This is a genomic window from Amycolatopsis sp. NPDC039088, assembly GCF_055598845.1.
The window spans coordinates 183,781-209,999 of record NZ_JBVKAE010000006.1; the positions used below are offsets into that span (position 1 = coordinate 183,781).

Genomic DNA, 26,219 nt, shown 5'->3' on the forward strand with positions numbered 1-26,219 from the left:
TCCTTACGCATCGTGGTGGAATGCCTGGAGGACTTCCTCGAGCCATTCGACATGGCCCTGTTCGGTTCGGATTCCTCCGCGCAGAACGAGAAACTGATGCAACGACTGTCCACTGAGGATGCTCGGGTCGGGGAAGTCGCGCTTCTCGATCAGCAGGTAGGCGTCGAGCCGGGCGGCGTGCGCGTCGCGATGCCGGGTGATCTCGGCGGCGACGACGCCGGGGTCGCCGAGCGTCGCGCCGCGGATCTTGACGGCGAGTTCCCGCGCCGAGGCGGCGGGATCGGGTTCGGCGAGCCAGCGGGCCAGTTCGGCACGGCCCGCGTCACCGACGGTGTAGACCTTCTTGTCGGGCTTCCCGGACTGCGCGACATGGTCGACGGCGATCCAGCCGGCGTCCTCCATCCGCTTGAGGACGCGGTAGATCTGCTGGTGGGTGGCGTTCCACCACAGTCCGATGGACTTCTCGAAGCGACGCGTCAGCTCGTAGCCCGAGCCGGACCGCTCGGACAGCGAAACCAGGATCGCGTGCTCCAGTGCCATGCACCCAGTTTCATATGCACCTAGTTGCATTACAAGGCGACGCGCGTCACAAGTACGTGAAGGCCCCCTTCATGTACCTAGGCGCAATGAAGGGGGCCTTCACGTACTGACGAGCGGGTTACTACGGCTTGCGGGCGATACCGCCGATGACGCGGGATTCCGAAGGCGAGGCCGCGAAGACCGTCTTCTCGTCCGGATGCCAGGCCGGCGCGTAGACCAGGCCCGGCTCCAGCAGCGGCCAGCCGCCGAAGAACCGCCGGAACTCGTCCATCGTGCGCAGGAAACCGGGGTTCGTGGTGGTCTCGTAGTAGTCGAGGATGTCGAGCAGCGCCTGACGTTCCTCGTCGTTGGCCGGGTTCTCGTTGGTCATCTGCGAGAGCACCAGCAGCGATCCCGGCGCGAGCCGGTCGCGGTAGAAGTCCAGCAGCCCGTCCGGGTCCTGCTCGTCCTTGATGAAATGCATGACCGCGTTGATCACCAGCGCGATGGGCTGCCGGACGTCGATGATGCCGGAGTCCATCACCCTGGCCCAGAGGTCCTCGGGGTCGAACAGGTCCGCGGCGATCGCGTGGTGGCGGTCCGGGTCGGCGGTGTCGGCGAGCAGCAGCGTCGAGTGCGCGAGCGCGATCGGCTCGTTGTCGATGTAGAGGACATGCGTGTCCTCCTCGGGACGCGCCTCGTCGGCGACCTCGTGGACGTTGCCGGCGGTCGGCAGGCCGGAGCCGATGTCGACGAACTGCCGGATGCCCAGTTCCGCGCAGTGCCGCACGGCGCGGCCGAGGAACTGCCTGCTGGTCTTGCAGTACTCGCCCATGAGCGGCAGACGTTCGCGCACCTTCTCGGCGAAATTGCGGTCGATGGCGTAGTGCGTGTCGCCGCCGATGAAGTAGTCGTAGACGCGGGCCGCGGACGGCCGGTCCAAGCTGTTCTCGACGGCCTTGAGCGCCGCGTCGTGATCGATCATCGTCATCCCTTTGTCCGCGCCGGAAATTCCATGCTAACCGGCCGGTAGGTAGGCCTCGCGGTAGGCGTTCACGGATTCCGTCAGGCGGTCGAGCTCCGCGCGGGTGCGGGCGAGCCCGGCCGCGTCGAGGCCCATCGCGTCGCCGATGATCTTCGGGATCCCGCTCGCGCGGTCCCTGAGCCGGGCGCCGTCCTCGGTCAGGCTGACGCGAACGGACCGTTCGTCGTCGGCCTGCCGGTCACGCCGGACCAGTCCGGACTTCTCCAGCCGCTTGAGCAGGGGCGAAAGCGTGCCGGAGTCGAGGCTCAGCAGCGTGCCGAGTTCCTTGACCAGCCGCTCGTCCTCTTCCCAGAGCGCGAGCATCACCAGGTACTGGGGATAGGTCAGGCCCAGATCGTCGAGGACCACGCGGTAGAGCGCGGTCACGGCGCGCGATGCCGCGTAGAGCCCGAAGCACAGCTGATCGTCCAGGCACAGCGATCCGGTGTTGTCCGTCGGCATCGGTCCTCCTCGTCCCCATGGTGCGTCGATCATGCCTCAGATCGCTACTTGAGTGGCCTAAATCTCCTTGTGTGCATTTTGGTTGTGCACAACTGAGTTGCGAGCTACCTTCTGTTCATCGACTTCGGCTCCCAGGAGGCAGAAATGACCGCCAACCCGCACAACCTGGCCCTCGAACCGGCCGCGCAGGCCTTCGTGGAAGCCACCGCGAACCCGCCGTTCCTCTTCCAGCTGCCGCCGGAGGAAGGACGCAAGGCCGTCGACGAAGTCCAGGGCGGCGACGTCGAACTGCCCGCCGCGGACGTCGAGACCACGCACGTCGACGGCGTCGAGGTCCGCATCGTCCGGCCGGTGGGCGCCACCGGCACACTGCCGGTGATCGTCTACATCCACGGCGCAGGCTGGGTCTTCGGGAACTTCCACACCCACGAACGCCTGGTCCGCGAACTCGCCGTCGGCACCGGCGCGGCCGTCGTCTTCCCCGAGTACGACCGCTCGCCGGAGGTGCGCTACCCGGTCGCCATCGAGCAGAACTACGCCGTGGCGAAGTGGGTCGCCGAGCACGGCGCCGAAAACGGGCTCGACAGCACGAAGATCGCGATCGCCGGTGACTCCGTCGGCGGGAACATGACGGCCGCGCTCACCCTCATGGCGAAGCAGCGTGGCGATGTCACCTTCCGCCAGCAGGTCCTCTTCTATCCGGTCACCGACGCGAACTTCGACACCGAGTCCTACAAGCAGTTCGCCGACGGCTACTTCCTCGCCCTCGACGGCATGAAGTGGTTCTGGGACCAGTACACGACCGACCCGGCACAGCGCGCCGAAATCACCGCTTCGCCGCTGCGGGCGAGCCTCGACGAGCTGTCCGGCCTGCCGCCCGCGCTGGTGATCACCGGGGAGGCCGACGTCCTGCGCGACGAAGGTGAGGCGTACGCCGCGAAGCTGCGTCAGGCCGGAGTCCCGGTGACGGCGGTGCGGTACCAGGGCATCGTCCACGACTTCGTCATGCTCAACACCCTGCGCGAAACGCACGCCGCGGACGCGGCGATCAACCAGGCGATCGGGGTCCTGCGGAACGCTCTCGAAGACTGAGTGACCGGATCACACTGTTGTCCAGGGTGACACGCGTCACCCTGGACAACACTTTCCGGTGGTCGCACGTCTCTTGATCCGGATGTGGGAGATGCGTCGCGGTGACGCGCCCCGGCGGGGAGGGACACGGCGCCATGGGACTGGGACTGAGTGCCATCCGGCTGGATTCGACGCTGAACCTCGTCATCGTCGTCGTGCTGACGCTGCTCGCGATCATCGCGGTGCCGTTCTTCTGGGAACGCTGGCGCCGCAAGGTGATCGGGCGCAGCACCACGATTCTGGCCGCCGTGGTGCTGATCGTGGTCAGCGCCGGAATGGGCGGGAACATGATCGGCGGATTCTTCCCGACGGTCGGAGCCCTGTTCGGCACCGGTGTGTACTCCGGGGAGACCGTCGACGCCGTCGCGGGCCAGGACGGCGCGGATCTCGACAAGCTGCGCGACGCCGGGGCGATGCGCGCCAAGGAGGGCAGGGGCTCCGTCGTGCACATGACGGTGACCGGCAAGCGCACCGGCCTCACCCGCGACGTCTCGGTCTACTTCCCGCCCCAGTACTACGATCCCGCGTACCGGTCGCTCAAGTTCCCGGTCATCGAATGGATCCCGAACTACCCGTCCGGTCCCGAAGTGGCCACCGGCCCCTACGAACTGCCGGCCAAGCTCGACGCGGCCATCGCGAAGCACGTGCTCCCGCCGACCCTCGTGGTCATCCCGGATCCGACCGGGAAACCGAAGGTCGGCCACGACACCGAATGCATCGACGAGGTCAACGGCACCGCCAACGACACCTACCTGAGCGCCGACATCCGCGACTGGGCGATCGAGAAACTCGGCGCCAACCCGCAGCGGAAGGCGTGGACGATGGCCGGCTGGTCCTCGGGCGGGTACTGCGCGATGAACCTGGTGACCAGGCATCCGCAGTGGTACGGCCAGGCGGCGAGCGTCAGCGGCTACTACAAGGCTTCGGTGGACGCGGAGACGGAAAACCTGTTCAAGGGCAGGCAGGACATCGTCGACGCGAACACGATCACGATCAACCTGCAGAAGCATCCGTCTCCGGTCGACATCCTCGCGATCGCGGGGGACAAGGAAAGTTTCGAGAGCTTCTCGATCGACCAGATCCAGAAGGCCGTCCGCGCTCCCGCGACGCTCTCGTCGTGGCGGATCCCGGACGCCGGGCATAACATGAACACCTTCAAGGCGCAGGTGCCCGACGTGCTGGCGTGGATCGGCGCGCGGACCGTGCCGCCGTGCGCGCCGCAGGACAAGAAGATCGCCACCAACGGTGGGGTCGCTCCGTGGCCCCTGCCCAACACCGGGGCGAAGGGCGCGCTGGTCGACGTCGTCGGGTAGCTAACCGCGTTTGGCGCGGTAAGCCTGGGGATACAGGCGAAGCCGGTCGGGTACTCGCTTCCCGGTCGCCCTCATGACCGCGCCCAGCCGGTGGAGACGGCGCTCGTCTTCGTCTGTCCACTTGAGACTCATCTGCTCACGCAAAGCCTGAGGCAGCAAGCCGATCGCGCACAGCGTCAGGACGTTCCCGCCCGCCGGGCGGACCGGGCGCCACAGGGCTTCCGGCAAGAACCACCACGGCGGCGGGGGAGTGTCCCGCATGGTGATCGAGTGGAGCAGTTCCCGAACGGTGTGGTTGTCTTCGAGACGGTTCGCGACCACGTCGTCGAAGTAGGTCTCGAAGCCTTCGAGATCCGGCGGCAGGTGGTGTTCGCGGAGGCCGAGTAGCAGGCCGAGCCGGTGCCATTCCGTGTAGAAGCGGCTTTTTTCGTTGCGGGACAAGGGTTGCACGAAGACCTCGTGCATACGGACGATCGTCCAGAACGTCGAGCCGTGCACCCATCGGTAGGCCTCGGGGTGCAACGCGTGATAGCGCTCGCCGTGGTGGTCGACGCCTTTGATCGTCTTGTGCAGCTCGCGGAGCCGCTCGGCCTCCGCCTTCGCCTTCGGCCCGCCGAAAACCTGTGACAGCAACGAATCGATGGTCCGATCGAGGCGGCCCCAGGGATCCTCGGTGTAGTTCGAATGGTCGTGGACCCCGGCGCCGACCACCGGATGAGCGACCTGCAACAGGAGCGCCGTCCCGGCGCCGAGCAACAGTCTCCGGTCTCCGACCACTTGCCAGGCAACGGAATCCGGGCCGAGCGGGGTCATGGCGGGCAGGCGGGCTTCGGTGCTCATGACGACCTCCCGAGAGAGTGGCGTACAGCCACTGTCCCACCTTGTTTACAGACCGTCAATAGTGGGTCAGCTTGGCGGCAGTGCCGGGACCAGTGCTTTCACCACTTCGGTCAGCCGTTTACCGCCGCTGGTGTAGGTGGTCGACGACGGTTGCGAAGTCAGCACGACGACGATGTGGCGGTCGTCCTTGCCGACAACCCCGGAGCTGTGCAGGATCCGGCTGCCGCGGCAGCACGCCCAGCCCTGCTTGACCGACCAGGGGAGGTCGCCGACGGCGTCCGGAATGCCGAAGTACTGGCGAATCCCGTCGGAGCCGTTCTCCGTCGCGCCGCTCAACGCGCGCATGATCGTCGCCCGCGAGCCCGCGCTGACCTGTTCCAGCAGGTAGCGGTAGATCTTCGCGATGTCCGCGGCGGTGATCCTGGTGTCGCCCCAGCGGCCGGGATCCTCGGGTGGACGGGTGCCCCTGAGGCCGATTTTGACCGCCCAGCGGGTGACGATGGCGGGGCCGCCGAGCTCGGACCACAGTCTGCTGGCGATTTCGTCGTCACTGACCGAGAGCATCCGCTGCACGGTGCTCGACGGCGTGCCCCCTTTGAGTGCTTCGAGCGCGATGAGGATCTTCACCAGCGACGCCGAGGTATAGGAACGGTCCGGCTGCAGGGAAACCGTGTTCTTCTTGGCGACGCGGTCGTAGACGACCACGCTCACCTGGCCGCCGGGGACGAGTGCCGTGAGGGTCTTCGGGTCGATGTCGGCCGGCTTGCCGGCCTCCGCCGAGGCCGGCTGGTCCGGCTGGTCCGGCGGGGTCGAGGGCGGCGAGTCCGGGGGCTCGGCGGCCTCCGATTCGACGGTCATCGCCGCGGCTCCCGATGCCGCCGCGACCACCGTCGTGTCGGGCCTCGACGGCGGAACCAACAGCATCGCGAGGATGGCCCCCAGGCACAGCCCCACCAGAAGGAAGACTCCGCTCACCTTGCCCACACGACTTGTTGGCCGATTCACCCGTTCGTGTTCACGGTTGAGGCATTTGTGTGACGTGAGTCTCGTTTGACCACGGGTTCTGTAACCCCTTGAACGCGTGGCGTCGCCGAGGAGCGTCTTTCCGGTTTGTCCGGGACGCCCCGGGGGTACCTGGCCTCCAGCGTGACTTCAGGTCGCCAACTCTGGAAGGCGGAGCAATGGCACGTACACAACGCGCTCGTATTCGGACGGCCGGGCTCCAGCCCGCGCAGGTCCTGGCCGGGCTGGCGAGCCTGGCCTTCCTGGTGTTCGGGATCGTGGGCTTCACCCGGACCGGATTCGCCGATTTCGCCGGTCGCAGCGACGCGACCGTCCTCGGTTTCTCGGTGAATCCCCTCTACAACCTCGGATTCGTCCTGCTGGGCCTGGTCGGTCTGCTGCTGACCTTCGGTTCGGGACGATCGCGGGTCTTCGGTTTCCTGACCTTCGTCGCCTTCGGGGCGCTGTTCGTCTGGGGTCTCATGATCACCGGGACCGTTTCGACGAACCCCGTTTCAGCGGCGGGTAACCCGTTCAACCTCAACGGGCCGGACAACTGGCTGCACCTCGGCCTCGCCGCGCTCGGTCTGGTGATCGCGTTCCTGCCCGCGCGGCACAAGGTGCTGCTGCCGGAGGACGAAGAGGAAACCGTGGTCGTGGACCGGGCCGACAGCGCCACGGCCGTCGACCCCGTCCGGGACGGTTCGCGGTTGCCGAAGCATGAAAAGGGCCCGACCGTCGCTCGTGAAGAGCGACCGCCGGGCCTGGCCCACTAGGTCTTCGGCGGCTCAGTAGCCGGACTCGGAACCACCGGACTCGGCGGGAGCGCCTTCCTCCTTCTTGGGGGCGGCGTTCCCGCTCTGGGCCGCCTTGTCCTTCACCGGCGCGCTGCTCTTGCACCCGGCGGGCTCGATGACGAACCAGGTGCCGCCGACGCCGTGCCCGTTCGCCTCACCCGCGTTGGCGTCCTTGGCGTAGCGGTAAACGGCCCAGCCGCCGACGGTGACCTGCGTGGTGCCGTCCGCGCGCTTCACAGTGCCGAGCAGTTTGGCGTCGATGCCTTCGAGCTGGACGTCGCCCTCGGCGAGCACCGGCGGCCATGCCTTCGCGCAGTCACCGTTGCAGGTCGGCTGCTTGTTCTTCTTGTCCTTGGTGAACATGTAGAGGGTGAAGCCGTCCTTGTCCACAATGGCCGGTCCGATGCCGTCGACATTGCTCGCGACCAGCTTCGTGGCACCTTCCGCCTTTTGCTCGGCCGGAGCCTCCTTTGCCGCCTGCCCTGCCTTGCCGCCCTTGGTGTTCGCGGCGTACCAGGTGCTTCCGACGCCCTGCCCCTTCGTCTCTCCCGCCTTGACGTCCTTGGCGTAGCGGTAGAGCGCCCAGCCGCCGACAGTGACCTGCTTGCGGCCGTCGGCGCGGGTCAGTTCGCCGACCAGTGCCTGGTCCACGCCTTCGATCTGCACGTCGCCCTCGGCGAGCACCGGCGGCCATGCCTTCGCGCAGTCACCGTCGCAATTGGACTTCGGCGGTTTCGCGCTGTCCTTGTCGAAGCGGTACAAGGTGAACCCGTCCTTGTCGACGAGCACCTGGCCGAGATCCCCGGCTTCGGCCACGGCCACCTTGGTCTCACCCTTGGCCGCGGGGGCGTTCCCGCCCGCCCCGGCCACTGCGGCGGCCGGCGCGACGGCGGGCGAAGTGGCCTCGTTGCCACCCGAGCAGGCCGACAGCAGCGCCAGGCCCGCGGCCGCAGACGCCGTTGCGACGACGAAACGCTTGCGAAGCATGGGATTTCTCCTTGTTCGTAGGGGTTCCGCGGCTTGGCGCGGTGAGCTTGTATCCCCTACACGGGCCCCTCGCGGGACCGGTTCAAGAAGTTCCCGGATTTTCTTCGCGGACTTCCAGCGCGGCGTCCGTCAGCGCGGCGGCTGACCCGGTGTAGTTCGCGGGATCCAGCAGGTCGGCGAGGGATTCCGCGGGAAGGACTCCGGTTATCTCCGGCAGCTCGGAAAGGACCGCGCCGAGTGGCCGATCCTGCTCCAGGGCGAGTTTGGCCGCCTGCCCGAGGACGTCCTTGGCCCGCGCCTTGCCCAGCAGCGGAGCGAGAACGGTCGAAAGCCGTTCGGAGACGATCTGGCCGTGCGTGAGGCCGAGGTTGTCGCGCATGCGGCCGTCGTCGACGACCAGGCCGCGGGCGAGTTCGGCCGCGGTGTGCGCGGCGCCGCCGGTCAGGCGCAGGCATTCGCGCAGCAGTTGCCACTCGGCGTGCCACGCGCCCGCGGACCGTTCGTCCTCGGAGATCAGGGCCTGGGTGACGCCGGTGGCCAGCGCCGGCACCTGGAGCGCGGCCGACCGGATCAGCGTCGCCAGCACCGGATTGCGTTTGTGCGGCATCGCCGAAGAACCGCCACGGCCCTCACCCGCGGGTTCGCTGACCTCGCCGACCTCGGTACGCGTCAGGAACTGGACGTCGACCGCGATCTTCCCGAGCGCGGCGGCGGTGAACGAGAGCGCGGCCGCGAGGTCGGCCGTCGGGGTGCGAAGGGTGTGCCACGGGAGCGTCGTCTCGGCGAGTCCGGTCTCTTCGGCGAAGGCCGTCTGCAGCCGCTGCGGATAGCCGTCGGGCAACTTGGCGAGGCGCGCGTACTCGGCGTACGCGGCCCGCGTCCCGGCCGCTCCGCCGAGCGAGACCGGCAGGACGACGCGGTTCAACCTGTCGAGCGCGTCAAGCATCAGCTGACGCCATCCCGCCGCCTTGAGCCCGAACGTCGTCGGAACGGCGTGGGCGGTGAGGGTCCGGCCCGGCATGATCGTGTCGCGATGCGCGCGGGCGAGTTCGCGTAGCGCGTCCGCCGTCGTCTCGAGGTCGGCCGTGAGGATCTCTCGTGTCCGCGCGGCGACCAGCATCATCGCGGTGTCGAAGATGTCCTGACTGGTCGAGCCGCGATGGACGTACTCCGAACCGGCGGCCGCGGTCAGTTCCTTGATCAGCCCCACGACCGGATTCGCCGTCTCACGCGCCGCCCTCGCCAACGCGACCACATCGATCTCGGCAGACGCGGCCGCTTCGGTGATCGCGTCCGCGGCGGCCGCCGGGATCAGCCCGGTGCGCGCCTGCGCCCTGGCGAGCGCGGCCTCGGTGTCGAGCAGGGCCCGCACCCAGGCGAGATCCCCCGTCGCCGCCTCGGCGGGCGTGCCCGCGCGGACCGGGGAAAGGAGGCCGGAATCGGGATCGGCGTTCATCGGCCCAGCATCGCACCCCCGTCCATCAGTGGCCTGTCCTCCCGTCGATGCGCTCGCGCAGCAGGTCGGCATGACCGTTGTGGCGCGCGTACTCGGCGATGTGGTTGACCAGCAGCCACCGCAGCGAGAACGGCTCACCGTCGCGGCGCCTCTCGCCCGTGTCGTCGAGCGAGGCCCCCGCGACGATCTCCCTGGACCGCGCGCACTCCTCGCGCCACGCCGCCCACGCGGCCTCGATGTCGCCGTCGGTGTCGTCGAAGTCCTGCTCGGGCCGCTCGTCGGAGTAATAGAGCAGAGGGACGTCCTCGCCCGCGAACTGGATGCGGAACCACCAGCGCTCGGTGCCGGTGAGGTGCCTGAGCAGCCCATGGAGCGACAAGGTCGACGGCTCCGTGGACCGCAGGGCCAGCTGGTCCGGTGTCAAGCCCTGGCATTTCAGCTCGAAGGTGCGACGATGCCAGTCGAGGAGGGACGTCAAGATCTCCCGCTCGCTCGCCGTGCGCGACACCTCCGGCCTGTCACCGGACCAGGCGGGCGAGTAGTTCTCCTCGGGGATCGTGTCCATGCTCCCGACCATGACAGACACCCCCGACAATTCCGTGGCGCCGGAGCTGCCGCCCCGCCATCCTGGTGGTCGGCGGCGGTCTACTAGACTCAGCCGCACGGGCCGTTAGCTCAATTGGTAGAGCTGCGGACTTTTAATCCGTAGGTTCTGGGTTCGAGCCCCAGGCGGCCCACTCTTTCGCCTGGTCCACGCGTTGTGGACAGCCAAGACCAAGATCATCTCCCCGGTTTATCCCCGGTTTTGGGGCGAACGGGTTTATCCAAGAGCCCTTCCAGGGCCTTCGCCGTCGCCGGGTCGACAGTCTTCCGCTCCAGGTAGTTGTCCTGCGTCATCGACACCCGCGAGTGGCCGAGCTGGTCCGCGATCAGCCTCGTCGGCACCCCCGCGTCGTCCAGCGCGGTCGCGGTCGTCTTCCGGAAGGTGTGCGAGGTGACCCAGAGGAAGTGGTCACCACCGCGGATTTCCCGGATGACCCGCAGGACGTTGTTCGGGTCGCGCATCCCGCCGGTCGAGCTGGGGAAGATGGGGCCAGACGCCGCCGCCCGCCTCGTCAGCAGCTCCACCGCCCACGAGGGGAGCGGGAGCGCGCGCTTGCTCGACTCGCTCTTCGGACGCGGCTTACGGAGCAGCCCTTGCCCCTTGATCCGGACCACCGTGTGCGTGATGTCGACCGTGCCCGCCACCAGGTCGACGTCCTCCCAGTACGTCGCGAGCGCTTCACCGACCCGGACACCGGTCGCCATCATGAACCGAGACAAGTCGGGCAGGTCCCAGCGCACCGCCTTCTCGTTCGCCTCCAGTCGTGCCAACCACCCAGCGCGCTCATCCGCGTCCAGCGCGCGAGGCTTCTTCTTCGCCGTCGGGATGCGCCGGGTGTCCCGAGTCGGGTTGCCGTCGATCGCGTCGTACCGAGCCGCCAGCCCGAGCATTCCCGAAAGGACGGTCCGCGCCGTCTTCGCCGTCGACGCCCCGACGTTGCGCTGAAGAGCCCCTAGGAAGCGATCCAGCCGCATCACGGTGGCTTCCCGAACGCGCAACTCCCCGAGGCCGGGCACGACGTGAGCATTCAGGACCGATTCGTAGGCGGTTTCGGTGGTCGGCGACTTCTTGCCGTCCTCGACGTCCTGCCGCACCTGGTCCATCCAGACTTCAGCCAGGACCTTCAGGTGCGTCTCCCGCGTGATCTCGCCAGTCGTCGACCCAGTCCACTCGCGAAAGACGTCCTTGAGCCGCTGCGCAGCCTTGCCTTTTGTCTTCCCAGTCCGCTCGACCTCCCGCGTGTTGCCGTCGAAGTCGCGGAACAGCGCACGAGCCCGGTACCCGCCCGGAACAGGCGAATACCGGATCTCCCCGTACGTTCCGATCTCCAGTTGAGGCCGAGGCATCAGGCCACCTCGACGGCCAGCTGATCGACCCACGCCCGGACGTCCTCGGGGCGGTACCGCACGTATCGGCCCATACGGCGGCCAGCGGGGCCGTAACCCTTGCTGCGCCACTGGTACAGCGTCCCGACAGGAACGCCGAGATAGGCCGAGACGTCTTCCACTGTCCAGAGTGGATCGATGTCGTGCACGTTGTTCATGTGATCCCCCTTAGGCCGCGAGTGGAGTTGCCGAAAGATTTGGCGGACTCTGCGCGGCGAGTAGTGCCTTGTCGTACTCGGCTTTCCAAGTGATGCGTTCGGAGATGGCGTGCATGACTAGGTGGTCCCGAGGTGGCACGGACGGGTCGCCGGAGTCGACCTTGCGCCAGACCAGCCGCGCCGGGTCGGGTGTGGGTTTCTCGATCCCGACCGCCGCCAGCGCCTCCAGGACGAACGCCTTTCGGTCGGCCTTGTGGTCGACGAGCGTCTTCCCGGACCACTTCCGGGACACCAGCACTCGACGCCCCGGCAGGCCGAGCGTGGTCCGCCGATGCGCCCGCCCCTTGCAGTGCCCTGGGGTGGTCTTTCCGTTGGCGCCCTTGGGATTGATGCCATACAGCAGCCACACCGCGCACCGAGGCGAGCAGGGTGTCACCGACAGCTCCGCGTGCAACCGATCGTGGTGATCCCTCTGCCGCGTCGTGTCGGCTTCCACGACCTCACCCGTGGACTTGGTGAGGTACTTGGTCAGGTAGCCGATGTGCCGTCCCGCTTCTTCGGAGCCGCCGAGGATGCCCTTCGAGTGGACCTGTCGTCCGAAGGTGACCACGTGCGCCGGATCCTCCACGGCCTCTACTGCGTCGTCCCAGTCGGTCAGCGGCTCTCGCGTGTCCGGGTCGACGAACACTCTGCGGTCGCCGTCCCAGAGCGGCATCCGGTCGACGTAGACGACCTGGTCATGGTTGGGCCACCAGACCTGGTGATAGGTCGCTTCGGTGACCTGCCGAATCACATCGTGCGGCACCGAACCCCGAATTGCCGCGTGCAGGTGAGGAGCCGCCCGCCGCTGCGGTTCCACGGTCGCGAAGTACTGCGCGTTCCAGCCGACCACGCGCCGGAGGTTCTGCCACCACCGATCCACTAGTTCGGAGAAGTGGACCGCGTCCCGAGCGGCCCGCCGGTAGTCGTACGACGCGGGGTCGACCGGGGCACCATCGGAGCGGACCGGGCCGTAGGTGTCGCAGGTGAGCGTGACGAACATCGACGGCCGGAACCTGCCCGCGTACTCCCGTCCGACCGTCGTCTTGGCAACCTTGCGACGAGGGAGGTTCGGCGCGTCCTGCCGCCGTTTCGTCGAGCGCTTCACCGCCTTCTTGGTGGGCAGGTCGATCGACGGGAGGCGGCCACGCATCCCGAGTTGCCGAAGTTCGTCGTCGACTCCCTGGATCTCCTCCCGCAGCTCGTCGGCTTCGGCCTGGTTCGTCTCTTGCCGGTAAGCGGCGACGAGGTCAGCCCGGAACGCCAGCAGCTCGGTTTGGGTCTCGGAGGGTGGCTCCGGGGTGAAGTCCGGTTCGGTCTCCATGTGCCAGCCCTCGCGGCACTGGACCTGTCGCAGCGCCTTGGCCTTGCGAGCACACGGGAGGCAGACCGATTCGACGGTCGAGCCGCAGGGAACGGGGACGTAGCGAAGCTCTCCGGTGTCGGTGTCGCCGACTTCCATCGTGAACGGCCGGACACAGACGCCGTGCTTCTCAGCGGTCGCTTTCACCACGTCGGAGGCGAGGGGTTCGCGCATCCGGGCGGCCCGGGTTTTGGCCGGCGGGGTCACCGCGGCTTCCTTGGTGCCTGTCACGCCGCCACCTCCCCAGGGCTGTTCCACTGCCGCAGGACGAACACCGGCATGTCCTGCCGTATCCCCGCAGGCAGGTCCGGGAAGGTCGCTTCGTCGAACCAGACGCCGCCGTAGACGACGACCGGGATGCCGCAGGGAGTCCGGCCACTGAGTTCCAGGTGCACCGAGCCGCCGCCCGCAGGACGCCACAGCGAGGCAGTCACGTCGTCGAGCGAGGCAGCCCAAGTGAGTAGGCCACGCGCGACGTCCTCCAGGCGGTCGGAGTCGAGTTGCACCGTGATCGGATCAGGACTCACTCCGACCCGGACCGAGGCGGCCGGAGGGAGCGCGAACGAGTCGAGGTGATCGCGGATCGCGTCGAGGAAGACCATCAGCCGGTTCATGCCGCCCTCCTCTCGGGGACGACGTGCGCGCCGCCGTTGGTCACGTAGGTCTCCAGGGCTTTGATCTCTTCGTCGGCGACCCAACCGGCCCGGACGCGCAGGGGTTCGCGGACGCCTTCGCCCCAGACGTAGCCGACACCGGCTTCGGAATCACCGATCCGGTTCGCCCACGCGCCCCGTTCGTACGCGCCGTCGCCGAGGACCATCCCGACATGCGTCTTCGAGGTCACCCGCAGGCACACGCGGCGCGGGAACAGCTCCCGAACCGGGACGGTGTCCTTCGTGGGTTCCTGCACATATCCGCGCACCGTGATGCCCAGGGCCCGCCCCTGCGTGGTGAGGAGCGCGACCTTCTCCACGATCGCGTCGCGGGTCTTGCGGTCGGTGTACTTGGTCAGCGCGCCGATCTCGTCGAACTCCAGAACCTCTAGCGGATGCTCGACACTGATCGGGATCATCCGCACGCGTCCCGCGAACTCGTGCTTCCGGGCTTCCATCTCCTCAAGCAGGCCGTCGAGGAGTTCGAGCGCCTGCTTCCCGGTCACCGCGTACCGGGCGAAGATCCCGCGTCCGTAGGCGAGTTCCATCCCCTTCGGGTCGATGCCAGAGACCCTGACCACGCCGGAGCGAATCGCGGGTGCTGCTGAGACCAGCGGGCACCACATGACTGAGTTCTTGCCGGAGCCGGTCGCGCCAGCGGTCAGGCAGTGCGCACCGGAGCCGACCAGCGGTACCCGCCAGTCCGAGCCGTACTCCGTGGTCCCGGACCACACATGCCGCAGATCCACGCCGAGCCCATCGGGTGCTACCAGGTCAGGAACCGGCAGGGAGGTCACCGCGGATTTGAGTAGGTCACGGCGCTGGAAGTCGATGGAGACCACGTTGGGCTCCAGTTCCCGCACCTGGCAGCGCTTGACCTTGCGCGCCACCGCCAGCGCCCGCGCGGCCTCGTCGAAGTCCTCGGGCTTCTGCCCCGGAACGAGCTGCACCCGCACCTCATCCCAGGACGGTCCCGACCGGACCTTGAGCACCTTCGGCACCTGCGCGGCCCGGGATGCCGAAGCGGCCTTGCGGGACAGCAAACGTCGACGGCCGACCAGGTTCACCGTCACTTCCACCGGCAGCGTCTCGTCCCGGGTGCTCAGCCCGCAGGCGTGCAGCCAGGCCGGGAGCTTGCGCGCGTAGACCGCCCAGCGCATCCACCAGGAGCGCAGGAACCGGCCGCAGTGGTGGTCATAGGACACAACATCGATCAGCCGCCACGACCCCAGCACGACCACGACCGAGCCCGTCGCGACCGCCAGCGACAGCCACCCGAGCCACTGCCACCACACCATGATCGCTACCACGGTGAGGCTGGTCCGCCAGCGCGTGATGACTTGCTTTCCCAGCCACAGCAACGATTTCAGCAGCCACCAGAGGGCGATGAAGACCAGTGCGGCCGCCGCCAGTACTTCCAGGATCGTGGCGAGCGCGCGGCCGAGCTTGTGCAGCAGCCACACCACCACGCCGAGCACTCCGCCGCCGATGAGAAGGAAGCCGATCCCGTTCGTGTTCATCGGCGACCACCGCCGGTGAGGTCCAGCGGCAGCATTCCCCGACAGGGAGCGCATTCCGTCTCGCCGGGCAGCAGCTTGGCGAACCGTTTGCAGACTGTGCAGCGCGTTCGGGTGACCCCGTCTAGCGGTCGCTTGTTGCCATCGTTTAGCGTTGTCATTGTTCACTTCCAGAGGTTGTGGACAGCGCAGGAGCGGCAAGGTTGGTAGCCGGATTCCGCTTCTGCGCCTTACAGGACAAGAAAAGCGTGTGAGGACGTGTTTGTACGCCGCACGTCCCCACGTGCGTTTTTCGCTCTGTCATTCAGTTTTCAGCTGGCTTGTGACTTCTCCTTCTGGATCTGCGCGGCCACCTCCTCTGCCTTGCGTTCCTCGTAGCCCACCCAGTAACGGAGTTCGTGGTGGTGAGCCCGGTCCACATCGGACACGGCCCGGTACATGCGCGCGTTGGCCTGATGGAACTTCAGCCAGGTCGTCAGATTCGACCCCGGCTTCGGACGATGAGCCGAGGCGACCAGGTGCGCGTCCGCCAATGTCTGTGGCTCATTCCGGCCCGGTGTCGTCATCACGCACCGCCTTGTGCTTGTCGAGGAACACGGCCAGTTCGTCCGCGCTGTCGCGGATTTGGCGAAGGAGACGGATGAACTCCGGCCACACGGCCGGATCGGACGGCGGCAGAATCGCCAGGCTGTCCGGATCCAGGTAGATCACCAAGGCCGGGTTCGCCGAACCATTGCCCTGCATCCCCGCGACCGCCTGCGGCCCCGGCTTCCACATCGCGTTGAACGCCACGGACCTGCCCTTCCTCGCTGTAAGCGCGCCTCTCCCAGGACCGCGCGTTCTCTTCGAAACCTTCTGCCGCAGCACTTACGGCCGCGAGAACCCACCACGGCAACTGCCCATGAGCGGCCACGTCCCGCCAGGACGCCGCCACCGCCACCGAGGCGACGGCCAGGTCATGAGCCGCCAAAGCATCAACGCCAGGCGCCGTCCGTGCCGTCAGCGCGCTGTAGTGGCGGTAGGCCATCTCCCACGCCTGGACCAGGTGCGGAGGAACCACGGCCACACGGTGGCTCCCCGGCACCCCGCCCGGCATCACGCAGCCTTGGGCGTTGACTCGGCAGCGCCCGAGGTCCGCGACGACTTCGACGCCCCGCCCGAAGCCGCAGCCTTGAAGCCGGTCGCGCGGAACGTGTAGGACTGGTACTTGAACTCGCCCTGGCCAGCCACCTTCGGCTCAGCCGTCAGGCCCTCCAGCTCGATCGGCCGCATACCCGGCAGCACTTCCGACGTGGTCGGCACCGGCTGCACATCGGCCAGCAACGTGATCTCAAACGACGCGCGCTTCGCCTTGACCTCGTCCGGGTCGGTCACCGTGACCTTCCACTGACGCTTGCCCGTCACCTCGTCGACCCGCTGCCGGGCCGGGCGACCCGCAGCCCGGTCCTCCCGGGACTGGTACTCGTTGTCCGGCGACACCTCACCGACCATGACCAAGCCCTGTCCGAACGCCTCGTCGAAGTCGATGGGGAACCGGAAACCCTTGTAGATAGCCATTTTTTGCTCCTAAGTGCGTGTGATCAGTCGTTCTTGCGCGTGACGGCGTCATCGGCAGCGTCGGACCATTGGTCGTGGAAGGAGGAGGAATGCGAGCGCGTGCGGTGCTGGGTTTCGCACCATTCGCTGAACTCGCTGGCAGCGGCCGCGAGACTCTGCGCGAACCGTGCAGTGTCCATCAGGCCGCCGATACGGGCGGGCACCTGGACGATGAAGGAGGTTTCTTCGCTTCCGGCGACGAGCTGACGAACGCCAGGAGAGGGTGAAACCACCGCCGCGCCGTAGCCGACGAGGGGCTGAATCACCACGTGAATGCCCATGTGTGCTCTCCCGATGTCTCGGTCTCGGCGAGCCCGATTGGGCGCGCTGGACACAGGAGACACCCAGTGAGCAGCCTCACCCCGGACAAACTGTCCGGGTAGGTACTAGCGGGAGAGAGGAACGGCCTCGTTCACCGCGGAAAGCACCGCTGACCAGGGCAGCTTCCGGCCCGGGGCGCTCCGCGGTTCATGCAGCGGCCACACATCGTCGCCGTACACGAGACGCACGCCAGCACGCCGCAGCGCGTCGATGTGGGTGTCCCAGGACGGGTGACGAGCGTGCGCGGCGTTCACGCGCGGGAAGACGACGACCGGCAGGTTGAGCGTGCCGATGGCCTCGTTGACCTGCGTCAGAGCTTGATTGTCGGCGATACCCATCGCGAGTTTGGCGACCATGTTCGCCGAGGCGGGCGCGACCAGGTAGCAGTCCGGCGCCGGATGCGGGCTGGTTTCGGCCGGCGTGCGTGGCTCAACCCGGACCGGGAAACCGGTGGCCTTCTCGATCTCGGCGCGGCCGCCGTTCTCGTCCAGCCAACGGCCCGCCGTCGGGGTCAGGGTCACCGCGACCGTCCAGCCGTCCTCTTGGAGAGGCCGGATCACGCGCGGAAGAAGGTCTTCAACACCACCAGCACCCGAGCCGACCAGGCCCAGAACACGCGACGCCACCCGACCTACCTCACCGCGCCGCAGCGCTCAGCCAATGCCAACAAGGGCGAGGACTTCTTACCAGCCGTCGCCGGTGCGCGGCGATACATCGACCGCACGACCTCCCGCACCGCCGTACTGTGCCGGACGATCCCCGGAGCCTTCTGCTCCGCCGTCAGCAACGCCGACAACGCCTCATCATCCTTCGCGACCAGGCTCAACGCCCGCGCAAAGTCGATCAGATGCGTGACCTGCCGCTCCACCGGCAGATGGTCGACGCTGATCCTCGGAGCCGACTCGATCACCTGCGAAATATCGCCCAAATCCAGAGCGGCCGACAACCTGTGCAGCTCGACATTGGCCGGGCCGAAGCCTGTCTGCCAGTGGTTGGCGTCCACGCCGAGCTGATCGGCCGCACGACCCGCGTGGGACAGCAGCTCGTTGGCCGTCGACCGGTCCTGCTGCCGAGCAGCGGCGACGGCCGTCCGCAGGTAGAGCATCCCGTACAGGCTCAGCGCGGCCGGATCACCGTCACGCATCCTCGGGACCAGCCACTTCGCGGCCACGTCCCCCAGCTCAAGCGCGTCATCGAACCGGCCGACCGCCAGCAACGCGTGAGTGCCCGACCGGGCGGCCGACGCCAGCACCAGCGGGTCGTCTGCCTCGTCGGCTGCCTGCATGGCGCGCTCTGCCGCGATCCACGCGAGGTCGGCTTCACCGATCTTGCTCAGCGTGGTGGCTGCCAGGTGGTGGACGCGGGCCGACACCGCCGCACAGGCCCGCCGGTAGGCGGCGTCATTAGCAGAGGCGGACTCCATGCCTTGGCTGGTCTTGATCAGGCCTGGCAGCGCGGCGACGACGCGGCCGAGGTCGCCCTTCTGATAGCTGGACCAGGCACCCTCCACCAGTTGAGCCACCGGGGCCGGGTCGATGTACTCCGGCGACATGGCCGAGGAGAACAGAGTGCGGGAGAGGCGTCGAGGAGCCATGAGGGCGTCTCGGATGGCCGGGACGTCGTCGTTCTTGTCCTCGTCCTCCATGAGCACGGGTTCGCCGAGGAGGTCTCCCAGCGTCACCCGCAGGCCCCGCGCGACGTCGGCCAGCACGTCCAGGCGCCGGATCTCGCGTTCGCCGCGCTCGATCTTGCTCAGCCAGTCCTCAGTACGGCCCACCAAGTCAGCAAGAACCGCCTGCGACAGACCACGCCGCCGCCGGTAGAAGGCAATACGCTCCCCGATGCTGAGCTGATCACCCGCGCCACGCATACCTTCAGGTTAACAGCGTTCCAAGTGCTTCACCCGAGGCAAACGTGATCTCTTACTGCGGACGCTATTCGTCTTACGATGCGTGAGCCGTCGGCGACGTGTCTGAAATATGGTTCCTGCCCTGTCGAGGAGCATATTTCTCGAATGTCGGGGTTCCGACGGGAAGTCCAACGCGCATCATAAATCGGGCGTAGTTTTGACTTAAGTGTTCTTTGTATGGAGAGTTCAAACGTAGACGATCGCAGTCTTCCGCAGAGAAGGATAGTGCATCTGCTTTAGGTAAGACATGGAGATCTCGAAAACTTGCTATGGACCAAGGGAAACCCTGAACCTCGGAATGTTCATGCAAGAGAAAAAACCCGGAAACCTGTCCTTGCATCAACTTCTTGCGCCATTTCGCGCTCTTGGCGTCGGGATACCGGTCCGCGAAGTTGTCGTACGCGTCAAGCTCGGCAACTAGTACTGAGCTTTGTGTGGGTTTCGGTATATCGCAGGACTGCGTTAAAACAACAACGTCTGCTGTGATAATTCTCGCCTTGGCAGTTGGCTCGCCAGAATTTGAAACGGTGATTCCTTGAAACTGGGCCAGTGGATATTCTCTAAGAATATCGCCCTGCTCTAGTTGGTCGGCGGAATCGAGCGTTTTCCCGTTTACGACGCTGTACCAGTACTTTTCCGATTCCATCCCCTAAGCCTCCCAGTCAAGATCAAGAGAATCGAAGCTCATTGAGCTTCCATTTCCGGCGAAGGAGACTTGAGCACGCACTTCTGTCCAGTCAGAGTCGTCTCTCAGGGCGACGTCAACCTCCTCTTCGTAGTCGTCCTCAAACTCATCACGATGAACAAAGACCAGGACTTTTCCTGAAAATCTACTTCCAGTATCCGGTTCGTTCAAAAGAATTGAACTGCTGGACGTTGAGCCGTACCCGCTATCTTCGAGAGTTAGAGCATGTGAGACGCGTCCAGGTTCGACTGAGCGGACCGGGACAACTGTCGTCGCAGGGACTGCTCCGAAGATTGCAGGCACAGTACTGGCGAAAGATAAGGCGTAGGGCGCAACCTTGCCTGCGCCAAATCGTGAAAGCTTGGTCATTTGAACAGCTCCCGAGTATTTGGCGTAATCAAAGTTTCAAACTCAGCGTTTTCATAAACTTTGAGTTCATTCGCTATCTTGAGTGCATCCTCGTACTGCCACCCTGTCGGGTTTTCGCGGTAGATCTCCAAGTCTAGTAGAAATGTTGCCCTTGTCTCGGGGGAATCATCTTGGACTGATCCAAAAGTAACGATCGCAGTAGCGTCGCGGTCGACAAGAAAAGATTCAACGCGATATAAGAAGGCTGATATTGCGGCTTTGTCTGATTGGAAGGCATTCACTGGAATATTGAAGTAATCGAGCAATTCTAGCTCGCCATTTTCGATCGGCAGAACGATCCTGTTGATGTACCTGATTGCAACTCGGCGAACCGGTTGTATCAAATCGGCTTCGTCCAAGGCGGCGCATGCCCCGCGTGCTCGATCTGAAAGCGACTCCCAGCGTTCGTAGGGGGCTAACGAATTAACGCTGAATGACTGCGAGTCCAGTAAGAGTATTCGCGATCCAGAGGAATCTTTAAAGACTGCGCGAACTGGTCCCTTATTTAGGCTGAAGCCAGCCGTTCCGGTGTCGCCTGGCGTTATGTCGACTGATGCTTGAATTTGCTCTTGTTGTTCCGGATCGGTCGGGTAGGTCTTCTGAATCCGCTGATAGATTAGTCCAGGAGTTGCCATGTTCCAGCTCAAGGGCTTGGAGAACGTGAAGTGGCACAGGGCCTCTTGGATTGGAGGCTTGTCGTACTCGCGCCGTACGCCGTCCACTGGGACCATCCGTTCTCTGCTTGCTCGGCTAGTCAGCATGTTGATTGTCCCGCACAGTAGCCTGCACCTCTAGTGCCTTCAGTCGCGCGACACCGTTCAACCGCATAACGTTGTTCCTTGTGTTTGCCGAACTCAGCTCTATGGGATCAAGGGCGCGCCGCCGCCGGGCGGCGCGCCGGGTGCGTAGGTAGCCCCTCGCTTGGGCGGCCGCGTCGGTTCCCGACACGGCGGGCTGCCGCTCCGCTCCGCCCACCGGCCGGGCGACGCGGCCGCCAGCGGGTCACCTTGCGCAGCGCCACCCAACGGCGGCGCACATGTCCCGATAGCCAACGTTGGCCCTCCTCAACGAGCGTCGTGACATACCGGTCGGCGATGTATCGCCATCTGTTACGCGCTGTCGTCGATCCCTCCAACCCGACGCCTGATCGTGACAACGGCCGGTAACGCCGGGTCAAGGCTGGAAAGCGTGCCTTGACCCGACGTCACCGGCCGCGTGCTGGCTTCGTATCGGGATGAAGGGGTGTGTGGGCAGTAGAATGGCGTCACGCGAACGAGCGCGGGACCAGGCCGAGAAGCATGATCATCTCCCCGGTTTATCCCCGGGAAACGACCGCAGACGACGCCAAACGATCACGGACCATGATCGTTCCCGGTCGGAATTCATGCAGGTGAGAGCAGTTGTCGGCAGCTAACGGCAGACGTCCGCAGACCCGGCCCAAGATTCCGTAGGTTCTGGGTTCGAGCCCCAGGCGGCCCACTCTTTCGCCTGGTCCACCGTGCCCCCGAAACGGTTATGGGACTTGCGCGGTCGAAGGCTCGCTCTCCCCGGCCTTCAGACCGGCCGCGGCCGGCTCGGAAGCCCTGGGGTGGACGAGAGTGATCAGCAAGCCCAGCAGCATTCCCGCGGCCGCGAGCAGGACGGCGACGAAACCGCCGTCGGCCGAGGCGACCCGCGCCTCGTCACCGGACAGGCCGCCGGTTCCGGCGTTGGCGACAGCGATCAAGACGGCCAAACCGATGGCGTAGCCCAGGTTCAGCGTCGTGGTGGCCATACCGTTGGCGACGCCCTGTTCCTTCGGTGCCACACCGGAGGACGCGGCGATGAACATGGCGGTCCACACGAGCCCCTGTCCGACACCGGACACGATCAGACCGGGCACCGCGACCAGGTAGGAGCTGTCGGCATCGAAGCCGATGGCCAGTACCGCGGTGCCGATGATGCCGATGCCGAAACCGATCCACAGTGTCGGCCGGACCCCCAGCCGGGTCGCGATCCGACCGCCGAGCTGGGTACCGGTCGCGATGGCCAGCGACGGGACGAGGAACGCCAATCCGGTCTGCAACGCTGAGAACCCGTGGACACCCTGGAAGAGGATCGTCAAGAAGTACGGCAGCGCACCGAAGGTACCCATGTAGATGAAGGTGACCGTGATGCCGACGACGAGACTGCGGTTGCTGAACAGCCGTAGCGGCATCAGCGGGTCCGAACTGCGCGCCTCGATGATCGCGAAGGCGACCAGCAGGGCGACCGCCAGCACGGCCGCGATGATGATGCCGACGGAGTTCCAACCGTCCTCGGGGCCCTGTACCAGGACGTACACCAACAGCGTCGCGCCGATGGTCACGGTCAGCGCGCCGGGGAAGTCGAACTTGCGGGACTCGGTCTGACGCGCGTCACGCGGGATGAAGTACAACGCGGCGAGGGCGACGAGCCCCGCGAGCGGAACGTTGACGTAGAAGACGGCGGGCCAGCCGAAGCCTTCGGTGAGCAGCCCGCCCAGCAGCGCGCCCACCGTGAGACCGCTCGCCCCCGCGCCACCCCAGACGGCGAGTGCCTTGTTCCGGCGAGGGCCCTCCTCGAACAGGGTGTTGATGAGGGACAAAGTGGAAGGCAGCAGCAAAGCGCCCCCGATGCCCTGGACAGCCCTGGCGACGATGATCATCGTCGGGCTGGTGGCGAGCCCGCCGGCGAGCGACGACAGCGCGTAGAGCGTCAACGCGATCACGAAGACCCGTCGGCGCCCGAACAGGTCCGCCGCCCGGCCGCCGAACAGCAGGAAACCACCGGCGAAGACCGCGTAGGCCCCGACGACCCACTGCAGAGTCTGCCCGGAGAAGCCCAGGTCGGCGCCGATCTCCGGGAGCGCGACGAACACGATGTTCAGATCGAGGGAAAAGATCAGCTGCGCCAGCGCGAGCAGCGCCAGGGTCCAGCCGAGCGAGCGGTGGCCCGACGCTGTGGGCGTAGAGGATGACGACATGGCACGCGACTCCAAGTCCGGATGAACGAAAGTACGACTGTACGAAACTTAACGTACTATCGAGGAAGGCGGGACCTGGCCGGTGACATCGGTTCGAGTGTTTGCGTACAGTGATCAGATCGCAACTGTACGATAGTGCGCGTTCGGTCGCACTATCGTCTAGACTTTCGGCATGATCGCCCAGCACCCCGAACGTGACCAGATCCGACTGGAGAACGTCCTGGCTGCCCTGGGCAACCCCATCCGGCTCAACATCATCCGCATCCTCGCCCAGCGAGGCGAGCTGGCGTGCGGAACCGTCGGCGCCGACCTCGACGCTTCGATGTCGAAATCCACCCTGACCCACCACTGGCGGGTACTCAGGGACTCCGGTGTGATCTGGCAGCGCCCCGCGGGGCGCGAGAACCTGCTCTCGCTTCGTACCGAAGACCTCGACAAGCGTTACCCGGGCCTGCTGGCGTCGATCCTCGGCTGTGCACAGGAAACCGAGAAGACGCCCATCGTCGCGGCCGGCTGACGAAGTCGCTCGGCGAAGACGGCCCCGAAGAGAGCGTGTGCCGCCTTGGCGGCGTCGATTCCGCACATAGTGCGTCCTGGTGGGCAAAATCTTGACCTTCGATGTGGTCGTAATGCCTTTTTGTCTCAGCTGACCGCGGCCAGCGGCTTCTCGTCGTCGAACGGCTCGTCTGCTCCCGATATGGCTGCCGGGGCGCCTGCTTGCTGCGACTGGACAGGGCGATGTGCGCGGCATAAGCCATCAGAGCGGCGACGAGCCCCACGTACCCGAGGCTTAGTCAAGACGACCGGCTCGCTCTTCGGACGCGGCTTGCGGAGCATCCCTTGTCCCTTGATCCGGACCACGGTGTGCACCGACCCGGACGCCGGTCGCCATCGTGAACCGGGACAAGTCGGGCAGGCCCCAGCGCACCGCCTTCTCACCGCCAGAAGGAAACCACCCAGCACCACCACAGGTGGAACCGCGCTCGGGATTTCTCCATCCGCACGCCGTGATGCCACAGCGACAGCAAGACGATGGCGCCCGCGCTGAGCAGGGTCAGCACACTGCCCATGACGATCACGCCGGTGTGTTTGTCGCCTTCGTCGAATTCCGCGCGTCGCTCGTCCGGCCACACTCGGATGTGTACCTTGCTCCCTTGATGGACCCTGCGCCCCTGGTGGTGCTCAAAGGTTTCCGTCCTCGTCACCCCGTCGGGTCCGGTGTATTCGACGTCCGCGGTCAAGCTCTTCCGCGACGCGGTCGCCACGACCCGCCCCGGGACGAGCCCAGCCGACCGGTTGACATCCGCGGCGATGGAAACACCGAGCCACAGCTCCGCGAGCCCGCAGACCAGCAACATCAGGGGAAGCCACAAAACGGCCACCTTGGGCAGCCAGGACCTCGACAACGTCATGCCCTCAGCACGCCCAGGACGCTGTCGCGGTTGCCTCAGCAGGTCCCAGCCATCCTTGTTCCGGAGAATGCCGGATGCAGATGGTCGTTGGCGTTGCCTCCTTCACGCCAGCCGAAGCCGACCTGCTCCGCCGCACCACGAGTTCCGGACGCTCCATCCCCCTTGGCGCTGCTCCCGCTGAGACCTGAATCATGAGGCTTTCCCGGTCAGGCAACCATGGCGCTCACGCACCCGGTTGTAGAGGGTGTGAGCGAAAACCACGGGAGGCCTGGGTGAAGCGGTCCGAAGAAACGGCGTACCGGGAGTACGTCTCGTCTCGGATGGAGGTGTTGCGGCGGACGGGTTATCTGCTGTGCCGCGACTGGCATCTCGCGGACGATCTGGTGTCGATCACGATCGCCAAGCTCTATCGGCATTGGAAGCGGGCGAGTGGTGTCGAGTATCTGGACGCGTATGTGCGCCGGATCCTGGTGCGTACCTGGCTCAGTGAGCGTGGCAGGTCGTGGCGGCGTGAGGAGTTGTCGGGGGATCTGCCCGAACCGGCGGTGGAGCTGAATTCCGGGGTGTTGGACAGGGCGCAGCTGTTCACCCTGCTGGAAGCTCTGCCGCCGGGGCGCCGGGCCGCTGTGGTGCTGCGCATCTATTGCGACCTCTCGGTCGAGGAGACGGCCGCGATTCTCGGCTGTTCGGCGGGAACGGTGAAGAGCCAGACCTCGCGGGGCCTCGACACGTTGCGTGCGCGGCTGGCCGAAACCCCTCTGAGCTGAAGGAGACGAGATGACCAAGGAACGGATCGACGAGATCATCGGCGCGACCCCCCCGTCCACTGTGGACGTCGACGCGATCGTGGCACGGGAACGGAAGACGGCCTGGCTCCGGCCGAACCCCTGGGTGGTGACGGCCGCGGGGGTGGCAGCGGTCGCCGTCGGGGCGGCCTTCGTCCTCGCGCCTGGTCCGCCGGGGGCGGTGAGTCCGGCGGCGGGGCCGTCCTCGGCGCCGGAACTACCGGAACCCTGCAAGATTCCCATCCTGATGGGCCCGGTGCCGACGGAGAAACCGGCAGAGGCGGTGGCACGGCTCACCGGGGTACTGACCACCGCGGTGACCGCCCGGCTGGCGGCGGATACGACACTGGCGCCCAGCACGGCGAACTACCCCGAGGGAGGCCCCGGGCGCGGGCCGCTGCAGGTCGTCCATTTCGCGAGGCCGGTGACCAACGGCGGCGGTGGCGTGTGCAGTGGTGGCGAGGACGAGTTCCTCGCGGGGGCGACGACGGTCCGGTCGGGCAAGAAGGGGAATGTCCAAGTGACGCTGGGACGGCTGGGTGGCCGCCTGAACATGCCCGCCGACTGTGTGGACCAGGTACCTAAGGGCATGGAGCAGGTGTGTCAACGGTCGTTCGGGCCGAAGGGGGAGGTCATCGTGGCGACCACCTTGACCCGGAAAGACGGTGGGCCGTCGATCCATCGGGTCGAGGTCGCCCGCGCCGACAAGATCGGAGTGATCCTCGACGCCGCGAACGCCGTCGACGCCAAGCGCGACCGGAAACCGGACAGCCCGGCGCCGCCCCTCACCCTGGAGCAACTCACCGAGATCGCGCTCGACCCCGGGATGACTCTCTACCCGTGAGTCCATTGTGGACGGCGAAGCCCGCC

The 26,219-nt window shown here is 66.3% G+C and carries 30 protein-coding genes and 1 tRNA gene; 7 read left to right on the plus strand and 24 right to left on the minus strand.

All coding sequences use genetic code 11. The features are described from left to right. Window positions 1-3 precede the first annotated feature (3 nt). From ACZ7KI_RS10215 to ACZ7KI_RS10225, 3 genes are all read right to left on the minus strand, one after another. The gene (locus tag ACZ7KI_RS10215; RefSeq protein WP_470272807.1) at window positions 4-540 is read right to left on the minus strand and encodes a PadR family transcriptional regulator; all 537 of its coding nucleotides are present in this window, start codon (window positions 538-540) and stop codon (window positions 4-6) included. Window positions 541-661: 121 nt separating this feature from the next. Further along, window positions 662-1,510 (minus strand): SAM-dependent methyltransferase, encoded by an 849-nt coding sequence (locus ACZ7KI_RS10220; RefSeq protein ID WP_470272808.1) that lies wholly within the window; start codon window positions 1,508-1,510, stop codon window positions 662-664. A gap of 27 nt (window positions 1,511-1,537) precedes the next feature. Then, a complete protein-coding gene (locus ACZ7KI_RS10225) occupies window positions 1,538-2,005 on the minus strand; it encodes a MarR family winged helix-turn-helix transcriptional regulator (RefSeq protein WP_470272809.1) in 468 nt (155 codons plus the stop codon). 144 nt (window positions 2,006-2,149) lie between these two features. Between ACZ7KI_RS10225 and ACZ7KI_RS10230 the strand changes: the two genes are divergently transcribed. After that, entirely contained in the window at window positions 2,150-3,097 is a 948-nt protein-coding gene (locus ACZ7KI_RS10230; RefSeq protein WP_470272810.1) for an alpha/beta hydrolase, read from the plus strand. Window positions 3,098-3,231: 134 nt separating this feature from the next. Then, entirely contained in the window at window positions 3,232-4,449 is a 1,218-nt protein-coding gene (locus ACZ7KI_RS10235) for an alpha/beta hydrolase (protein WP_470272811.1), read from the plus strand. Here the strand turns inward: ACZ7KI_RS10235 and ACZ7KI_RS10240 are convergent, their stop codons facing one another. After that, a complete protein-coding gene (locus ACZ7KI_RS10240; protein ID WP_470272812.1) occupies window positions 4,450-5,289 on the minus strand; it encodes an oxygenase MpaB family protein in 840 nt (279 codons plus the stop codon). It abuts the gene before it with no gap. Between the two features lie 66 nt (window positions 5,290-5,355). Further along, complete coding sequence (locus ACZ7KI_RS10245) at window positions 5,356-6,273, minus strand: serine hydrolase (protein WP_470272813.1); 918 nt, start codon at window positions 6,271-6,273, stop codon at window positions 5,356-5,358. 197 nt (window positions 6,274-6,470) lie between these two features. Here ACZ7KI_RS10245 and ACZ7KI_RS10250 point away from each other — a divergent pair, with 197 nt between their 5' ends. After that, on the plus strand, window positions 6,471-7,067 hold the full coding sequence (locus tag ACZ7KI_RS10250) for a DUF4383 domain-containing protein (RefSeq protein ID WP_470272814.1): 597 nt from the start codon (window positions 6,471-6,473) through the stop codon (window positions 7,065-7,067). Between the two features lie 12 nt (window positions 7,068-7,079). Here ACZ7KI_RS10250 and ACZ7KI_RS10255 read toward each other — a convergent pair whose 3' ends face one another. The 3 genes from ACZ7KI_RS10255 to ACZ7KI_RS10265 all read right to left on the minus strand — a co-directional run bounded on the left by ACZ7KI_RS10255 (window position 7,080) and on the right by ACZ7KI_RS10265 (window position 10,096). Then, the gene (locus ACZ7KI_RS10255; RefSeq protein WP_470272815.1) at window positions 7,080-8,075 is read right to left on the minus strand and encodes a hypothetical protein; all 996 of its coding nucleotides are present in this window, start codon (window positions 8,073-8,075) and stop codon (window positions 7,080-7,082) included. 82 nt (window positions 8,076-8,157) lie between these two features. Further along, entirely contained in the window at window positions 8,158-9,531 is a 1,374-nt protein-coding gene (locus ACZ7KI_RS10260) for a nitrosuccinate lyase (protein WP_470272816.1), read from the minus strand. Window positions 9,532-9,556: 25 nt separating this feature from the next. Next, window positions 9,557-10,096, minus strand: coding sequence for a DinB family protein (locus tag ACZ7KI_RS10265; protein WP_470272817.1), 540 nt, complete (start codon window positions 10,094-10,096; stop codon window positions 9,557-9,559). 99 nt (window positions 10,097-10,195) lie between these two features. On the opposite strand from ACZ7KI_RS10265, the gene ACZ7KI_RS10270 reads away from it, so the two are divergent. Then, window positions 10,196-10,268 (plus strand) — tRNA-Lys (locus ACZ7KI_RS10270). Window positions 10,269-10,311: 43 nt separating this feature from the next. Here the strand turns inward: ACZ7KI_RS10270 and ACZ7KI_RS10275 are convergent. From ACZ7KI_RS10275 to ACZ7KI_RS10345, 15 genes are all read right to left on the minus strand, one after another. Beyond that, window positions 10,312-11,481 (minus strand): tyrosine-type recombinase/integrase, encoded by a 1,170-nt coding sequence (locus ACZ7KI_RS10275; protein WP_470272818.1) that lies wholly within the window; start codon window positions 11,479-11,481, stop codon window positions 10,312-10,314. Beyond that, a complete protein-coding gene (locus ACZ7KI_RS10280; protein ID WP_034319955.1) occupies window positions 11,481-11,678 on the minus strand; it encodes a helix-turn-helix transcriptional regulator in 198 nt (65 codons plus the stop codon). The genes ACZ7KI_RS10275 and ACZ7KI_RS10280 overlap by 1 nt, the downstream gene beginning before the upstream one ends. A 10-nt stretch (window positions 11,679-11,688) precedes the next feature. Then, a complete protein-coding gene (locus ACZ7KI_RS10285; protein ID WP_470272920.1) occupies window positions 11,689-13,254 on the minus strand; it encodes a replication initiator in 1,566 nt (521 codons plus the stop codon). A gap of 53 nt (window positions 13,255-13,307) precedes the next feature. Beyond that, window positions 13,308-13,694, minus strand: coding sequence for a hypothetical protein (locus tag ACZ7KI_RS10290; protein WP_470272819.1), 387 nt, complete (start codon window positions 13,692-13,694; stop codon window positions 13,308-13,310). Beyond that, window positions 13,691-15,253: an FtsK/SpoIIIE domain-containing protein gene (locus ACZ7KI_RS10295; RefSeq protein WP_470272820.1), complete on the minus strand. Its 1,563-nt coding sequence runs from the start codon at window positions 15,251-15,253 to the stop codon at window positions 13,691-13,693. The genes ACZ7KI_RS10290 and ACZ7KI_RS10295 overlap by 4 nt, the downstream gene beginning before the upstream one ends. Window positions 15,254-15,561: 308 nt before the next feature. Beyond that, window positions 15,562-15,816, minus strand: a complete 255-nt coding sequence (locus tag ACZ7KI_RS10300) for an AMED_5909 family protein (protein ID WP_470272821.1) — start codon at window positions 15,814-15,816, stop codon at window positions 15,562-15,564. Then, a complete protein-coding gene (locus ACZ7KI_RS10305) occupies window positions 15,794-16,042 on the minus strand; it encodes a hypothetical protein (protein ID WP_125789913.1) in 249 nt (82 codons plus the stop codon). The genes ACZ7KI_RS10300 and ACZ7KI_RS10305 overlap by 23 nt, the downstream gene beginning before the upstream one ends. A gap of 303 nt (window positions 16,043-16,345) precedes the next feature. Continuing rightward, a complete protein-coding gene (locus ACZ7KI_RS10310; protein WP_470272822.1) occupies window positions 16,346-16,807 on the minus strand; it encodes a hypothetical protein in 462 nt (153 codons plus the stop codon). 23 nt (window positions 16,808-16,830) lie between these two features. Beyond that, window positions 16,831-17,127, minus strand: a complete 297-nt coding sequence (locus ACZ7KI_RS10315) for a hypothetical protein (protein WP_016331156.1) — start codon at window positions 17,125-17,127, stop codon at window positions 16,831-16,833. 105 nt (window positions 17,128-17,232) lie between these two features. Then, window positions 17,233-17,793, minus strand: a complete 561-nt coding sequence (locus ACZ7KI_RS10320) for a flavoprotein (protein ID WP_470272823.1) — start codon at window positions 17,791-17,793, stop codon at window positions 17,233-17,235. 5 nt (window positions 17,794-17,798) lie between these two features. Continuing rightward, window positions 17,799-19,037 carry a helix-turn-helix domain-containing protein gene (locus ACZ7KI_RS10325; protein WP_470272824.1) on the minus strand — a complete coding sequence of 413 codons (1,239 nt, stop codon included), beginning with the start codon at window positions 19,035-19,037 and terminating at the stop codon, window positions 17,799-17,801. Window positions 19,038-19,110: 73 nt separating this feature from the next. After that, the gene (locus tag ACZ7KI_RS10330; protein ID WP_470272825.1) at window positions 19,111-19,722 is read right to left on the minus strand and encodes a hypothetical protein; all 612 of its coding nucleotides are present in this window, start codon (window positions 19,720-19,722) and stop codon (window positions 19,111-19,113) included. A 3-nt stretch (window positions 19,723-19,725) separates the two neighbouring features. Then, window positions 19,726-20,130: a hypothetical protein gene (locus ACZ7KI_RS10335; protein WP_470272826.1), complete on the minus strand. Its 405-nt coding sequence runs from the start codon at window positions 20,128-20,130 to the stop codon at window positions 19,726-19,728. Further along, window positions 20,127-20,891 carry a TIGR04255 family protein gene (locus tag ACZ7KI_RS10340; RefSeq protein ID WP_470272827.1) on the minus strand — a complete coding sequence of 255 codons (765 nt, stop codon included), beginning with the start codon at window positions 20,889-20,891 and terminating at the stop codon, window positions 20,127-20,129. Before ACZ7KI_RS10340 ends, ACZ7KI_RS10335 begins: the two co-directional genes overlap by 4 nt. Window positions 20,892-21,682: 791 nt before the next feature. Continuing rightward, window positions 21,683-23,152, minus strand: coding sequence for an MFS transporter (locus ACZ7KI_RS10345; RefSeq protein ID WP_470272828.1), 1,470 nt, complete (start codon window positions 23,150-23,152; stop codon window positions 21,683-21,685). Window positions 23,153-23,324: 172 nt separating this feature from the next. Here ACZ7KI_RS10345 and ACZ7KI_RS10350 point away from each other — a divergent pair, with 172 nt between their 5' ends. Beyond that, entirely contained in the window at window positions 23,325-23,669 is a 345-nt protein-coding gene (locus ACZ7KI_RS10350) for an ArsR/SmtB family transcription factor (RefSeq protein ID WP_470272829.1), read from the plus strand. Window positions 23,670-24,087: 418 nt separating this feature from the next. On the opposite strand, the gene ACZ7KI_RS10355 is transcribed toward ACZ7KI_RS10350, so the two are convergent. Further along, window positions 24,088-24,564, minus strand: a complete 477-nt coding sequence (locus ACZ7KI_RS10355; protein WP_470272830.1) for a hypothetical protein — start codon at window positions 24,562-24,564, stop codon at window positions 24,088-24,090. Between the two features lie 272 nt (window positions 24,565-24,836). Between ACZ7KI_RS10355 and ACZ7KI_RS10360 the strand changes: the two genes are divergently transcribed. Both ACZ7KI_RS10360 and ACZ7KI_RS10365 read left to right on the plus strand, forming a co-directional pair. Further along, window positions 24,837-25,331, plus strand: coding sequence for a SigE family RNA polymerase sigma factor (locus ACZ7KI_RS10360; protein ID WP_470272831.1), 495 nt, complete (start codon window positions 24,837-24,839; stop codon window positions 25,329-25,331). Between the two features lie 10 nt (window positions 25,332-25,341). Further along, window positions 25,342-26,193 (plus strand): hypothetical protein, encoded by an 852-nt coding sequence (locus ACZ7KI_RS10365; protein ID WP_470272832.1) that lies wholly within the window; start codon window positions 25,342-25,344, stop codon window positions 26,191-26,193. The last annotated feature ends 26 nt before the right edge of the window (window positions 26,194-26,219 follow it).

Excerpts from the sequence above, each read along its gene's own strand:
- ACZ7KI_RS10215 (WP_470272807.1), bottom strand. The coding sequence starts at position 540 with ATGGCACTGGAGCACGCGATCCTGGTTTCGCTGTCCGAGCGGTCCGGC.
- ACZ7KI_RS10220 (WP_470272808.1), bottom strand. The coding sequence starts at position 1,510 with ATGACGATGATCGATCACGACGCGGCGCTCAAGGCCGTCGAGAACAGC.
- ACZ7KI_RS10225 (WP_470272809.1), bottom strand. The coding sequence starts at position 2,005 with ATGCCGACGGACAACACCGGATCGCTGTGCCTGGACGATCAGCTGTGC.
- ACZ7KI_RS10230 (WP_470272810.1), top strand. The coding sequence starts at position 2,150 with ATGACCGCCAACCCGCACAACCTGGCCCTCGAACCGGCCGCGCAGGCC.
- ACZ7KI_RS10235 (WP_470272811.1), top strand. The coding sequence starts at position 3,232 with ATGGGACTGGGACTGAGTGCCATCCGGCTGGATTCGACGCTGAACCTC.
- ACZ7KI_RS10240 (WP_470272812.1), bottom strand. The coding sequence starts at position 5,289 with ATGAGCACCGAAGCCCGCCTGCCCGCCATGACCCCGCTCGGCCCGGAT.
- ACZ7KI_RS10250 (WP_470272814.1), top strand. The coding sequence starts at position 6,471 with ATGGCACGTACACAACGCGCTCGTATTCGGACGGCCGGGCTCCAGCCC.
- ACZ7KI_RS10255 (WP_470272815.1), bottom strand. The coding sequence starts at position 8,075 with ATGCTTCGCAAGCGTTTCGTCGTCGCAACGGCGTCTGCGGCCGCGGGC.
- ACZ7KI_RS10260 (WP_470272816.1), bottom strand. The coding sequence starts at position 9,531 with ATGAACGCCGATCCCGATTCCGGCCTCCTTTCCCCGGTCCGCGCGGGC.
- ACZ7KI_RS10265 (WP_470272817.1), bottom strand. The coding sequence starts at position 10,096 with ATGGACACGATCCCCGAGGAGAACTACTCGCCCGCCTGGTCCGGTGAC.
- ACZ7KI_RS10275 (WP_470272818.1), bottom strand. The coding sequence starts at position 11,481 with ATGCCTCGGCCTCAACTGGAGATCGGAACGTACGGGGAGATCCGGTAT.
- ACZ7KI_RS10280 (WP_034319955.1), bottom strand. The coding sequence starts at position 11,678 with ATGAACAACGTGCACGACATCGATCCACTCTGGACAGTGGAAGACGTC.
- ACZ7KI_RS10285 (WP_470272920.1), bottom strand. The coding sequence starts at position 13,254 with ATGCGCGAACCCCTCGCCTCCGACGTGGTGAAAGCGACCGCTGAGAAG.
- ACZ7KI_RS10290 (WP_470272819.1), bottom strand. The coding sequence starts at position 13,694 with ATGAACCGGCTGATGGTCTTCCTCGACGCGATCCGCGATCACCTCGAC.
- ACZ7KI_RS10295 (WP_470272820.1), bottom strand. The coding sequence starts at position 15,253 with ATGAACACGAACGGGATCGGCTTCCTTCTCATCGGCGGCGGAGTGCTC.
- ACZ7KI_RS10300 (WP_470272821.1), bottom strand. The coding sequence starts at position 15,816 with ATGACGACACCGGGCCGGAATGAGCCACAGACATTGGCGGACGCGCAC.
- ACZ7KI_RS10310 (WP_470272822.1), bottom strand. The coding sequence starts at position 16,807 with ATGGCTATCTACAAGGGTTTCCGGTTCCCCATCGACTTCGACGAGGCG.
- ACZ7KI_RS10315 (WP_016331156.1), bottom strand. The coding sequence starts at position 17,127 with ATGGGCATTCACGTGGTGATTCAGCCCCTCGTCGGCTACGGCGCGGCG.
- ACZ7KI_RS10325 (WP_470272824.1), bottom strand. The coding sequence starts at position 19,037 with ATGCGTGGCGCGGGTGATCAGCTCAGCATCGGGGAGCGTATTGCCTTC.
- ACZ7KI_RS10330 (WP_470272825.1), bottom strand. The coding sequence starts at position 19,722 with ATGGAATCGGAAAAGTACTGGTACAGCGTCGTAAACGGGAAAACGCTC.
- ACZ7KI_RS10335 (WP_470272826.1), bottom strand. The coding sequence starts at position 20,130 with ATGACCAAGCTTTCACGATTTGGCGCAGGCAAGGTTGCGCCCTACGCC.
- ACZ7KI_RS10345 (WP_470272828.1), bottom strand. The coding sequence starts at position 23,152 with ATGTCGTCATCCTCTACGCCCACAGCGTCGGGCCACCGCTCGCTCGGC.
- ACZ7KI_RS10350 (WP_470272829.1), top strand. The coding sequence starts at position 23,325 with ATGATCGCCCAGCACCCCGAACGTGACCAGATCCGACTGGAGAACGTC.
- ACZ7KI_RS10355 (WP_470272830.1), bottom strand. The coding sequence starts at position 24,564 with ATGACGTTGTCGAGGTCCTGGCTGCCCAAGGTGGCCGTTTTGTGGCTT.
- ACZ7KI_RS10365 (WP_470272832.1), top strand. The coding sequence starts at position 25,342 with ATGACCAAGGAACGGATCGACGAGATCATCGGCGCGACCCCCCCGTCC.